The following is a 12214-nucleotide window of genomic DNA, read 5'->3' as shown; positions in this document are numbered from 1 at the left end:
AGGAACGGACCCGCGTTCCGCGCGCAGCTATTCGGCGGCCAACTGTTGGCGCGGCGAACTGGCCAGCCCTTCAAGGTAATCGGCAACCGCGCTTGCAATCCGTGCCTTGCCGTCCACCGGAGACACCCCGTCTTTGCGCACCATCAGCGCGCGTTGTTCGCGCCCGCGCGCGTCTTCGCCGCGCGTGGCCACCACAAGGCCCGCACGGTCCAGCCGTTTGGTCGCCACACGAATCAACTCCTCCTCGGTGACTTTTTCCAGATATTTGAACGCGACTGTATGCATCTGCGGACTTGCCGCCATGGCCAGATCGATCACCTTTTCAGTGGGGGCCAGCATCAGCGGGTATTCATCCGCGCCGGACACGATCTTGCCATCCACCACCTGTTTGGGCCGGTAATCGGCGACGCCTGCGGAAAACACGCCCGCGAACAGCCCCTGCCCTACACGGTCCAGAACCATATCGCGGTAATCGTCATAGGTGCGCGCAATGGCCAGTTTCATGGGCGCGGATGGTCGCCACGCCCCGTCACCCAGCAGCAATTCCGCATCAGCCCCGCGCCATGTCAGTTCGTCCGCAATATCCGCGCCCAGCCTGCCGCGAAACCGGTTGACGATGCGGCGCACACCGTCAATGGGCACAGGCGTTGGCCCTGCCGTCACCATGATACGCTTGCCGCGCAGCGCAGATGTGGACAGCGCCCGCCCCACTGCCGTGCACAAAACGGCAGTATCGGGCAGATTGTGCTTGCCATAGGCGTTGCGCGGGGCAATGAACTGCACTCCCTGCGCCGCCAGTTTACGGGAATTTTCCACAAGCTGGCTGTTATGCATGGACCCGTGCATGGTGGGCGCGACCAGAACACGCGCGCGCCCCTGCTCCATCCGGCCCAATGCCGAAATCAATGCCGAGGTCACCAGCGTGTCGCCAATGCCCGCGGCCATCTTGGCGATGGTGTTATGGGTGGCAGGGGCCACCAGATACGCATCGAAAGGCGCATCATCAGACAAATGTTCCGCCCGCCAGGTCAGCCCGTCCACCACCTGCCCCAGACAGGCCCATTCCAGCGCTTCCCGCGCGACATAGCGCAACGCATCGGCACTGACGAAGGCCACCACATCGGCACCATGGCGACGCAACCCCCGCGCGATTTGCGGGGTTTTCATGGCCGCTATGCCGCCGGTGACCAGTAGCGCCACCCGCTTGCCCGCTAACCGCCCCGAAGCCGGGGGCACATCGTGGTCGCCCAACTCACTGGGGGTTGGCGCGGAAAAATCCCAGTCAAACAAATTCATGCAACGCGTCCACCTTGTTGGTCATCGCCCTGCAGGTCAGGATGATCTGCCGCGAGCCATTTTTGCCAGCATCCTTGCGCACGATCCAGCCGTGTGTTCAAGGCTTCGAACTGCATTGGGGAAAAGCGGCTTTTCTTGCTCATCTCATCATTCAGATGGGGCACAACCGCAATGTCGAACATGTCCAGCCCATCATGAGAATGCGCCGGGCTGTAGGGTGTGCCGGTGCCAATGCGCGCGGGCAAAAGGAAATCAAAGCCCGGAATCTGTTCCAGATAGATGCGCATGCTGTCGTCGTTATAAGACGAGTCCGCCGCATGCCAGCGCCCCCCCAGTTTGACCGCGCCGAAATAATGCCGCACTCTCGGGCGCATCATGGGCAACCATGCATCCGGCATCAGCTTGCCCAGAACGCTCATTTCCATGGGCACTTCGGCAAAGCCCGCTTCCAGCCCGCAAGCCCGCATCAAGGCCACCTGCAGATTGGCCTTCGTGGTGCACATGCCGGACCCGCGCGCCAGCGTGTCCGATGCGCGTTCCTGCCAGTTCCCGAACCGGTAGGGCATGGCCTGAACAAACGCAAACACCGCTTGCGCAGTGGCTTCTTCGGTGGTGCGCAACAGGCGCGCGGCCGTTCGACGAATGGCGGGATGGGTCACATCGCACAGCGTTTCAGGGTCTGGCAGGTTCCGGGGCGGGGTTGCCCCTGCAATGGCGCGCGCGCAAGATTGCAGCGCCCCGTCCAGTGCCGCCCGCAGATGGGCGGTTTGGGGGTCCAGCCAGCCCGCATCGGCCATGTCCAACACCCAGATAAGCGCCTGCGCATCTTTTACCGCCAAGGGGTGCGCAATGTCGCTGAAATGGCAGCCCGGGCTTAGCCAGCCATGATCATGTGTCAACACACCCTGAAGCAGAATACACAATGTCTCGGACGATTGGACAGGCAGCGCCTGCCCTGCGGTCAATGTGACGATCCGGCCACGGGCAAACACGGCCCGCGCCGCATTGCCCAGATACAGCCCCAATAAACTATCAAGAAAATAACCTTCTGAAACGGACGTGTTCTGAGAGAAATCAAGTTTATGCAGCATTGGTATTGTCCCCTATTTGGTCTTTGCAGCAGTTGACGAAATTGATTCGCAGCGGCTCGCACAACTATAGGTTACAATTTTGAAAAAAATTAACCCCTGTTTAACCAAGATTGGGGAAGTTGTTGAAATGACTTCTATCGTGGCAGAAGGGGCACCCGCCCGGATTCTGTCAAGATGAACACGTGTCGCCCCTCGAACACGGCAACGCTTAGCGGCCCGCCATAGCCTGCGCGGCTGTCAAGATTGACCCTGTTGCGGTAATGCAGCGGCTGGGGAATTGCCGTGTGGCCATGCACAATCAGCGGGCCATGATCGCGGGTGTCCATCAGGAACGGGTCGCGTATCCACAAAAGGTCCTGTTCGGCCTGTTGCGACAAGGGCACACCGGGGCGAATGCCCGCATGCACAAACAAGGTGTCGCCCTGACGATACATCAGCGGGCACGCTTCCAGAAAGGCAATGTCTTCGGGCGGCACTTGCGCCAGCGCACTGGCGCGCACAGTCTTGATGTGAAATGATGTCGGACGATACAGACCATATGACATAAGCGTTTGCGCCCCGCCAATCAGCGGGTGCAAATAGGTCAGCCCATCGCGGATATTGGGGTCACGCCAGCCCGCATCGGTCAGGAAACGGGTAAAAAGCCGGTCATGGTTGCCCTTCAGCACAACCCAGGGCGCACCACCACTGACGCCTTCGCGCAGCAAACGGATAACACCGGCACTGTCTGGCCCCCTGTCCACCAGATCACCCAGATGGATAACCGGCGCATCCATGTCGCGGCAGGCCTTGCGGTCACGGTCAATCAAGGCATGCGCCTGTTGCAGCAGCGTGACCTGCCCGTGAATATCGCCAATAGCGTAGCTTCGCATAAAAAACCCCTGTTCCTGCGCGCGGACAAGGAACAGGGGCAATCATCGCGGGTCAAGCCCCGCAATGATGATTTTCACAATCAGCCTACATCAAATGCCAGCGGGCGCACCTGACGGAACAATCCGGTTGCGCGCAGCTTGTTCAGCACCGCATCGGGCGCGGGCGCATCCAGATACAACAGCGCAATCGCGTCGCGTCCCGCATCGGAACGGCCAAGGGTGAAGTTTGCGATATTAACGCCATTTTCGCCCATGGTCTGGCCCAGCGTGCCGATAATGCCGGGCACATCGTCATTGGTGGTATAGAGCATATGCTCGCCCACCTCGGCATCAAGGGTAATGCCCTTGATCTGGATGAAGCGCGGCTTGCCATCGGAAAACACTGTGCCTGCGATGGAACGTTCGCGCCCTTCGGTCACAACGGTCAGCTTGATATAGGCGTCAAATACGCCTGATTTTGCCTGCGTGGTGCGCGAAATCTTGACGCCGCGTTCCTTGGCCACGACGGGCGCGGACACCATGTTCACATCGGGGTTGGTGGCCTTCATGATACCGGCAATCGCCGCACATCCCAGCGCGTCAAGGTTCATTTCTGACACGGCGCCGTCATACAGAATGTTGATTGCCTGAATCGGTTCATCCGTCAGCTGGCCCGCGAAAGCGCCCAGATGGCTGGCCAGCTTGACCCACGGCCCCATCACGCGCGCTTCTTCCGCGGTGACCGAGGGCATGTTCAGCGCGTTTTGCACGGCCCCTGACAGCAGATAATCCGACATTTGTTCCGCGACTTGCAGGGCCACGTTTTCCTGTGCTTCGGTGGTGCTGGCCCCCAGATGGGGGGTGACAACAACATTGGGCAGGTTGAACAGCGGGCTGTCGGTGGCGGGTTCCACTTCGAACACATCAAACCCCGCCCCGGCAACATGGCCGGATTTCAGCGCTTCGGCCAGCGCAGCTTCATCCACCAGACCGCCACGGGCACAGTTCACAATGCGCACGCCTTTCTTGGTTTTCGCCAGGTTTTCGGCAGACAGGATATTGCGGGTCTTGTCGGTCAGCGGGACATGCAGGGTAATGAAATCGGCGCGCGCCAGCAACTCATCCAGCTCCACCTTGGTGACACCCAGTTTGGTGGCGCGTTCCTCGCTCAGGAAGGGGTCATAGGCCACAACCTTCATGCGCAGGCCCAGCGCGCGGTCGCACACGATGCCGCCAATATTGCCCGCGCCGATAACGCCCAGTGTCTTGGCCGTCAGTTCAACGCCCATGAAACGGGATTTTTCCCATTTTCCGGCATGGGTGGATGCGCTGGCTTCCGGTATCTGGCGTGCCACGGCCATCATCAGCGAAATCGCGTGTTCCGCCGTGGTGACAGAGTTGCCGAAAGGCGTGTTCATCACGATCACACCTTTTTTCGACGCGGCAGGAATGTCGACATTGTCAACCCCGATACCGGCACGGCCAATCACCTTCAGGTTGGTTGCCGCTTCAAGAATTTTCTCGGTCACTTTGGTGGCGGACCGGATGGCCAGCCCGTCATAATCACCAATAACGGCCAGCAGTTTGTCCTTGTCCTTGCCGATGGACGGGTCAAACGTCACATCAATGCCGCGGTCACGGAAAATTTGCACAGCGGTTTCAGACAGTTTGTCAGATACGAGAACTTTGGGTGCCATGGTTCGTGGCTCCTTGAATAAGGGAATGTTCAGTGGGGAATGCGGCGGGACGCGCCCGCCACGATGTCAGGCTTATGCAGGCGCTGTCAGCGCCGCACGTTCCGTGTGATAGGCCCAGTCCAGCCATGGCATCAGCGCGTCCAGATCGCTTTTTTCAACCGTGGCCCCGCACCAGATGCGCAGGCCCGCTGGCGCATCGCGGTAGGCGCCGATATCCAGCGCAACGCCCTCGGCCTCCAGCCGTTTGGCCACCGCTTTGGCAAAAGCCGCGCCGTCGGCAATCGCGGGGTCGGTGAATTTCAGGCAGACTGATGTTGTGGATGCGGTTGCGGGGTCTTCGGCCAGATTGGCAATCCAGTCATTGGCCGCGCAAAACTGCGAAATCACGCCTGCATTCGCATCGCAGCGCGCAATCAGGGCAGGCAGCCCGCCAATGTCTTGCGCCCAGTCCAGCGCAAGCAGGTAATCTTCCACCGCCAGCATGGAGGGGGTGTTTATGGTTTCGCCCTTGAAGATACCTTCAATCAGTTTGCCGCCCTTGGTCATGCGGAAAATCTTTGGCAGGGGCCATGCGGGGGTGTAGCTTTCCAGCCGTTCCACCGCGCGCGGGCTAAGAACCAGCATGCCATGCGCCGCCTCACCACCCATCACCTTTTGCCAGCTGAAAGTCACCACATCCAGCTTGTCCCAAGGCAGGTCCATCGCAAACGCGGCTGATGTCGCATCACAAATCGTCAGGCCCTTGCGGTCTGTGGGGATGGCGTCACCATTGGGCACCCGCACGCCAGATGTCGTGCCGTTCCAGGTGAACACCACGTCAGTGTCATAATCCAGGCTGGCCATGTCCACGATCTGGCCATACTCGGCGGTTTTCACATCAGCGTCGATTTTCAACTGCTTGACCACATCCGTGACCCAGCCCGCACCAAAACTTTCCCATGCCACCATCGTGGCCTTGCGCGCGCCCAGCATGGACCACATGGCCATTTCAACTGCACCCGTGTCGGATGCAGGCACAATGCCGATGCGGTAGTCAGCGGGAATGCCCAGAATGTCGCGCGTGCCGTCAATGGCCGCTTTCAGCTTGGACTTGCCCACGGCGGCACGGTGCGACCGGCCCAAAGGGGCGTCAGCCAGTTTTTCCAGTGCGAATGTGGGGATTTTGGCACAGGGGCCAGAAGAAAAACGCGGGTTCGCCGGGCGCGTTGCCGGTTGTGCAGGTATAGTCATGGTATCCTTCCAGATATAATGCCCTTCGTTGGGGAAGGGTGTCCCACGAACGGCATTACGGACCAATCCCCACTGGCACAAGAGGCAAAATTGCTCTAGAGCGCCGCTTGACCACAGAAAAACGACGCTGCTTGTCCACGATCGGAAACTTGCCCCATGTATGTCGCCACACTGCTGACCAACCCTGCCAATCCCTCGCTTGACGCTGCCACTGTCGAATCCCTGCGCGATGCATGGGGCGGCGGTGTGGCTGAATGGTTAAACCCCGGTGTTGCCGCCGAATTTCCGCTGGAAACGCGCCCGGACAACCAATGGCAGGTCTGGCAGGAATTACAGGGCCAAGGCATTGATCTGGCAATTCAAACCATGAAGGGGCGGCAAAAACATATGCTGCTTGCCGATATGGACAGCACGATGATTGAACAGGAATGCATCGACGAACTGGCAGATGAAGCCGGCGTGGGCGCCTATGTCGCTGGAATTACCGCACGCGCCATGAATGGCGAACTGCAGTTTGAAGATGCCTTGCGCGAACGTGTGGCCTTGCTGAAGGGCTTGGATGAAAGCGTTATCGCCAAGGTGCTGGAAACGCGCATCACCTTCACCCCCGGCGGGCGTGAATTGATCGCCACGATGAAGGCGCGCGGCGGATATGCCGTTCTGGTGTCAGGCGGGTTCACGGCCTTCACCACGCATGTGGCCCAGGCTTTGGGGTTTGATGAAAACCGCGCCAACACGCTGCTGGTCGAAGGGGGTAAACTGAACGGCACTGTGGCCGAGCCGATTCTGGGGCGCGATGCCAAGATTGCGGCGCTGGAGGAGATTTCCGCGCGATTGGGCCTGCAGGCCAGTGATGTGATTGCCGTTGGCGACGGGGCCAATGATCTGGGCATGCTGGCACGCGCGGGCGCAGGCGTGGCGCTGCATGCAAAACCGGCTGTCGCCGCGCAGTGCGACCTGCGGATCAATCATGGCGATCTGACAGCGCTTTTGTATCTGCAGGGCTACCGGATTGATGATTTTGTAAACGAGTTGTGAGGCGGAAAATTCTTTTGGGGGGGATTGCTGGAAGCGGGGCCAATACTGTGGCACAGTGCCCCAAATCGCGCAAAATGCGATCACATCCAAGGAGCTAGCTGCAATGCCGATAAAGAACCGTTTTGCCGAATTGTTGCCGGAAATCACGGAATGGCGCAGGGATTTCCACGCCCACCCCGAAATCCTGTATGAATGCCACCGCACCGCTGGCATCGTCGCACAAAAGCTGCGTGAATTCGGCTGCGATGAGGTGGTTGAAGGGATCGGCGGCACCGGCGTCGTGGGCGTCATACGCGGCCGTAAGGCAGATTCGGGGCGCGTGGTGGGATTGCGCGCCGATATGGATGCGCTGCCGATTCACGAAGCGACCGGGCTTGATTACGCGTCGAAAGAAGCTGGCAAGATGCACGCTTGCGGCCATGACGGGCATACGGCCATGCTGCTGGGCGCGGCAAAATACCTGACCGAGACGCGCAGTTTTGATGGCACTGTCGTGGTGATTTTCCAACCCGCCGAAGAAGGCGGCGGCGGGGGCCGCGCCATGTGCGAAGACGGGCTTATGGACCGCTTCGGCATTCATGAAGTGTATGGAATGCACAACTGGCCCGGTGTTCCGGTAGGGCAGTTCAGCATCCGGCCCGGCGCGTTCTTCGCGGCAACCGACCAGTTCGAAATCACCATCGAAGGGCGCGGCGGGCATGCCGCCAAACCCCATGAATGCATTGATACAACTGTGGTTGCCGCCCATCTGGTGACCGCGATGCAGACAATCGCCAGCCGCAACGCGGACCCGACCAAGGAAATGGTGGTTTCTGTCACCTCTTTTGTGACGGACACGCAGGCGTTCAACGTGATTCCCCAGAACGCGACCTTGCGCGGCACTGTGCGCACCCTAAGCGCAGATATGCGCGCCCTGGCCGAAACGCGCATCAAGGCACTGGCCGAACACACCACTGCGGCGTTCGGGGCCAGGGCGCAGGTCAATTACATGCGCGGCTATCCGGTCATGGTGAACACCGACACCGAAACCGACTATGCGGCCATGGCGGCGCGCAGCGTATCAGGTGGCTGCGATGATGCGCCCCTTGTCATGGGCGGCGAGGATTTTGCCTTCATGCTGGAAGAACGGCCCGGCGCCTATATTCTGGTCGGGAATGGCGACACAGCCAGCGTGCATCACCCCGAGTATGACTTCAACGACGAGGCCATTCCCGCAGGCTGCAGCTTCTGGGTAGAACTGGCAGAGCAGCGTTTGCCGCTGGCATAAGGCACGCCGCGCTGCACTGATGAAAACAGCCCCGGCCACAGGACCGGGGCTGGTTTATATCGCAACTGGTGTTGCCGCGCGGGGATCAGGGGCAAGGTGCCTCATAATAGGTGCCATCACCGCGCGCGTAGGCACATTGCCCAGTGCGGGTATTTTGCGCCAGCAAAGTGCCTGCAGCAGCGCCCGCAACTGTGGCCAGAATGGTCCAGTTGGTGTTCGCGCCAAGCAGGTTCCCCACAGCAAGGCCCCCTGCAGCGCCCGCGACACCCCCCACGATGGAGCGTTCGGTTTGGGTCATCTGGCACCCGGACACGGCCAGCGCGCCCCCCAAAACACCAATCATCAACAGCTTTTTCATTATACTTCGCCTCCTTAAGAGCTTTGCGGAAACAAGGGTAACATGTTTTGGCGGGCTGTCACGACCATGTTTTGGTTTCGGCAGGAAACCACCGATCACAATCTGTCGTCTTGACGCAGTTCAACACCTGCCCCCGCCCCCACATGGTCATGGGCGACGGCGGGCAAGGTCCAATTCTATGGTTTGCGCGCAGTGATTGACCGAAAACACCCAGTCCTGACGCTGCAATTCCAGCGCGGCCATGACAAAATGCACTGTCGCCGGGCGCAACCCATCCTTAGCGGCGGCATTGTGCAGAATTGCCCATAGGTCGGGGTCATAGCGAATGCGATCCGCTTCCGCACTCAACGCATATCCAGTATCCGATCTGGTCACATGCACGGCCCCGCCCCACGGCAGCGCGGTTTCCAGACACATCAATATCAGCAACAACAGCTTGACGTCTTGTCGTGGTAAATCCTGATGGATATCGAATTCGGTCCAATGCCGGGTGGTGCGACCGTAATCTGCCAGAAGTGTGTTGATTTCCGCAGTCGTGATTGTCTGGCCCTGCGTTGCCGCGCCCAAGGCGCAGCGAAACAGGCGAATGCGTGCATTTGCCGTCGCAACACTTTCCGCGATCAATGCCAGTTCGGGACCATCGGCAACGCCAGCCATGGTCATAAGTTCAACCCCGTTGCCAATGGCCCCCAAGGGACTGATCAAGTCATGGCAGATGCGTGATGTCAGCAATTCAGCCAGTTCCAGAACGCCAACAGGGCTTTCCAAGGGCAGGGCTTCATTGTATTCTTTTTTAATATGAGTCATTCGATCCTAGAGCCAGGAATGTTCGTGCGTCACCCCCAACATCCCGGTTGGGGGATTGGGCAGGTTCAGTCGCGTATTGGCAGCCTTGTTACAGTCAATTTTCCAGATGAGGGTAAAATAGTCATTAATGCTGATGTGGTAACCCTTGAAGTTGTATACAGTTTCTAAGGGGGCCCGTCTCGCACAACCATGGCGTGCATTCAAGGGTGTTCGGGCAACAATACAATCTTGCAACCCGGCTATGCGCTGCATAAATGCCGTGCGCCCCGCATGCTGCGGCACCGACATAAAGAGGGCTGATGACGTTCGATCCATCACATTTGGTCGTGCGCCTTGCGCGCGACGACGTGGACCTGCTGGCGGCCCAACATCTGCGATACCGTGTGTTCATAGAAGAACTGGGCGGAACGGGACCATTGGTCGATCATGCCAGGAAACTGGAATGCGATGAACTGGACCCGCATTTTGACCATCTTCTGCTGGTCGACACCCGCCTGAACCCGGATGACGGGGCGCATGTCGTGGGGGCGTATCGCTTGTTGCCAGATGACCGGCTTGACAGAACTGGCAGTTTTTATTGTGACCGCGAATTCGACCTGCACGCACTGAAATCGTCCGGGCGCAGATTGTTGGAACTGGGGCGGTCCTGCGTGGCAATAGACTATCGCGGCGGCCCTGCAATGCTGCTGATGTGGCACGCGCTCGCCGCCTATGTCGCCCGACATGACCATGACATCCTGTTCGGCGCGGCCAGTTTTCACGGCACAGACCCCCACGCACTGGCGCAACCGCTTAGCCTGCTGCACCATCGACACCTTGCGCCACCTGAATTGCGGGTCCGCGCCAAGGTTTTTCAGCGCATGGATATGGTTGCGCCCGACCAACTGGACCGCAAAGCCGCGCTGGCGCAGGTTCCGTCGCTTATCAAGGCGTATTTGCGTATTGGCGGGGTTGTGGGGGACGGGGCCTTCATTGATCATGAGTTCCGAACAACTGACATATGCCTGATTCTGGACACCAAAGCGATGGCGCGCGCCGCGCGCAGCCTAAACCTGAAAACCGGCTTGCCGTCATGACATGGGGACATGACATTGCCCCGCCAAGCGTTGCGATCCCTCTGTCCCGCTGGCCTGTCATCGGGGTGCGGCTGTGCCTGCTGGCGCCGCTGGTGTTTGGCGGGTTGGCCATCCTGCTGGCTTTGCGGTTGCTGGAACGCCCGCTGTTCGGCCTGCGCCGCCCCATCACCCCGTTTCTGACACAAGGGGTATGCCGGCTTGCGCTGCGGATCATCGGGTTGCGGCTGAATATTCAAGGCAAGCCCATGACAAAGCCGGGGGCGATTGTGGCCAATCATGCGTCATGGCTGGATATTTTCGTGCTGAACGCTGCCGACAGGGTTTATTTCGTGTCCAAGGATGAAGTCGCCGCATGGCCCGGTATTGGCTGGCTTGCGCGGGCCACTGGCACAGTATTCATTCGCAGGAACAGGCGCGATTCGGCCCTGCACAAACTGCTGTTCGAGGCCCGCTTGCGCGCGGGTCACCGGCTGTTATTTTTTCCCGAAGGCACCAGTTCGGACAGCCGCCGCGTGCTGCCGTTCAAATCCACCTTGTTCGAGGCGTTCTTTACCCCTGCCTTGCGGGAGTTTCTACATATCCAGCCGGTCAGTGTGGCCTATCACCCCCCGCAAGGCCAGGACAGGCGCCTGTATGGCTGGTGGGGCAACATGGATTTTGGCGCGCATCTTCTGGTTGTGCTGGCGCAGGCGCGGCGCGGACAGGTCGATCTGGTGTTCCATCCCGAATTGGAAGTGGCGGCATTCCCGGACCGCAAGCAACTGGCCATCGCGGCACAAACTGCTGTGCGGCAGGGGTTTGACGCGGCACATGCTGCCGCGCCATAACCTGCAAATCAGCGCAGCGGCACAGTCAGGTCCATAAGCGCCGCGACAGGGTCGTCTTGCCGCCAGATTTCATCGCCCACGGCAAAGAAATCAACCACAGGCGCAAGCCCCGCAACCAGATCGCGGTTCAAGGCCCCTTCGGCAACAACCGGCAATTCGATCATCGACGACCACCATTCAAACAGGTCATGGGGTGCCACCTGACCATCGCCCAGCGCGGTCTGTCCAACGGGCCCGAAACTGATGTAATCGGCCCCCGCTTCGCCCGCATTAATGCCGTCATGCTGCGATATGCCGCAAAAGCTGCCGATAATCGCATCCGCGCCCATATCCTTGCGCAATTTGCGCAGGGGTTTGGTGGTGTCAGACAAATGCACCCCGTCCAGCCCAAGGCGTTCCACCATCAGCACATGATCGGCAATGACGATGGGAATATCGCGCGCATGGGCGATTTCGCGCAAGGCATCCGCGCTGCGCAAAATGGTGTCTTCATCGCGGGTGGCAAGGGCCAGCCGCAAACACGCCACAGGGTGGCTGTCCAGAACGCGCGCCAGAATCCGGGGGAAGGTTTCAATCTCGAAGGTGGGGGGCGTTATCAGGTAGATCTGGGGCTGGTCATCGGGCATGCTGATGGCATCTTTCGCTTGAACTGTTGCGCTTCTACCCTGTGGCCGGG

General features: G+C 59.7%; 12 protein-coding genes and 2 pseudogenes. 5 read left to right on the top strand and 9 right to left on the bottom strand.

The window, feature by feature from the left end:
• Positions 1-27: 27 nt before the first annotated feature.
• The 6 genes and pseudogenes from ACTZWY_RS14330 to ACTZWY_RS14305 all read right to left on the bottom strand — a co-directional run.
• Positions 28-672: pseudogene (locus ACTZWY_RS14330) on the bottom strand (phosphopantothenoylcysteine decarboxylase domain-containing protein); the annotation flags it as partial.
• Positions 673-807: 135 nt separating this feature from the next.
• Positions 808-1296 (bottom strand): annotated as a pseudogene (locus tag ACTZWY_RS14325) (flavoprotein); the annotation flags it as partial.
• Positions 1293-2387 carry a transglutaminase-like domain-containing protein gene (locus ACTZWY_RS14320; RefSeq protein ID WP_444791388.1) on the bottom strand — a complete coding sequence of 365 codons (1095 nt, stop codon included), beginning with the start codon at positions 2385-2387 and terminating at the stop codon, positions 1293-1295. The gene ACTZWY_RS14320 and the pseudogene ACTZWY_RS14325, both read right to left, overlap by 4 nt.
• 134 nt (positions 2388-2521) lie before the next feature.
• Positions 2522-3259, bottom strand: coding sequence for a metallophosphoesterase family protein (locus ACTZWY_RS14315; RefSeq protein WP_444791387.1), 738 nt, complete (start codon positions 3257-3259; stop codon positions 2522-2524).
• An 80-nt stretch (positions 3260-3339) separates the two neighbouring features.
• Complete coding sequence (gene serA, locus ACTZWY_RS14310; RefSeq protein WP_444791386.1) at positions 3340-4935, bottom strand: phosphoglycerate dehydrogenase; 1596 nt, start codon at positions 4933-4935, stop codon at positions 3340-3342.
• A gap of 72 nt (positions 4936-5007) precedes the next feature.
• Complete coding sequence (locus ACTZWY_RS14305; RefSeq protein ID WP_444791385.1) at positions 5008-6165, bottom strand: phosphoserine transaminase; 1158 nt, start codon at positions 6163-6165, stop codon at positions 5008-5010.
• A 156-nt stretch (positions 6166-6321) separates the two neighbouring features.
• Between ACTZWY_RS14305 and serB the strand changes: the two genes are divergently transcribed.
• Together serB and ACTZWY_RS14295 are read left to right on the top strand one after the other, a co-directional pair.
• A complete protein-coding gene (gene serB / locus ACTZWY_RS14300; RefSeq protein ID WP_444791384.1) occupies positions 6322-7203 on the top strand; it encodes a phosphoserine phosphatase SerB in 882 nt (293 codons plus the stop codon).
• Between the two features lie 103 nt (positions 7204-7306).
• Positions 7307-8470 carry a M20 aminoacylase family protein gene (locus ACTZWY_RS14295; protein ID WP_444791383.1) on the top strand — a complete coding sequence of 388 codons (1164 nt, stop codon included), beginning with the start codon at positions 7307-7309 and terminating at the stop codon, positions 8468-8470.
• An 85-nt stretch (positions 8471-8555) separates the two neighbouring features.
• On the opposite strand, the gene ACTZWY_RS14290 is transcribed toward ACTZWY_RS14295, so the two are convergent.
• Both ACTZWY_RS14290 and ACTZWY_RS14285 read right to left on the bottom strand, forming a co-directional pair.
• The gene (locus ACTZWY_RS14290) at positions 8556-8828 is read right to left on the bottom strand and encodes a glycine zipper 2TM domain-containing protein (RefSeq protein WP_444791382.1); all 273 of its coding nucleotides are present in this window, start codon (positions 8826-8828) and stop codon (positions 8556-8558) included.
• Between the two features lie 147 nt (positions 8829-8975).
• Positions 8976-9635 carry a histidine phosphotransferase family protein gene (locus ACTZWY_RS14285; protein ID WP_444791381.1) on the bottom strand — a complete coding sequence of 220 codons (660 nt, stop codon included), beginning with the start codon at positions 9633-9635 and terminating at the stop codon, positions 8976-8978.
• Between ACTZWY_RS14285 and ACTZWY_RS14280 the strand changes: the two genes are divergently transcribed.
• From ACTZWY_RS14280 to olsA, 3 genes are all read left to right on the top strand, one after another.
• Positions 9627-9803: a DUF3553 domain-containing protein gene (locus ACTZWY_RS14280; RefSeq protein ID WP_444791380.1), complete on the top strand. Its 177-nt coding sequence runs from the start codon at positions 9627-9629 to the stop codon at positions 9801-9803. The genes ACTZWY_RS14285 and ACTZWY_RS14280 overlap by 9 nt on opposite strands.
• A gap of 131 nt (positions 9804-9934) precedes the next feature.
• On the top strand, positions 9935-10711 hold the full coding sequence (gene olsB / locus ACTZWY_RS14275; protein ID WP_444791379.1) for an L-ornithine N(alpha)-acyltransferase: 777 nt from the start codon (positions 9935-9937) through the stop codon (positions 10709-10711).
• Positions 10708-11538, top strand: coding sequence for a lyso-ornithine lipid O-acyltransferase (olsA, locus tag ACTZWY_RS14270; RefSeq protein ID WP_444791389.1), 831 nt, complete (start codon positions 10708-10710; stop codon positions 11536-11538). The genes olsB and olsA overlap by 4 nt, the downstream gene beginning before the upstream one ends.
• Before the next feature lie 8 nt (positions 11539-11546).
• Here the strand turns inward: olsA and ACTZWY_RS14265 are convergent, their stop codons facing one another.
• Positions 11547-12164 carry a thiamine phosphate synthase gene (locus tag ACTZWY_RS14265; protein ID WP_444791378.1) on the bottom strand — a complete coding sequence of 206 codons (618 nt, stop codon included), beginning with the start codon at positions 12162-12164 and terminating at the stop codon, positions 11547-11549.
• Positions 12165-12214 lie beyond the last annotated feature (50 nt).

The organism is Roseinatronobacter sp. NSM (assembly GCF_052379845.1).
Lineage (GTDB): Bacteria > Pseudomonadota > Alphaproteobacteria > Rhodobacterales > Rhodobacteraceae > Roseinatronobacter.
Note: the sequence above shows the minus strand (reverse complement) of the source record. Positions and strands in the feature narration are given on the sequence as shown.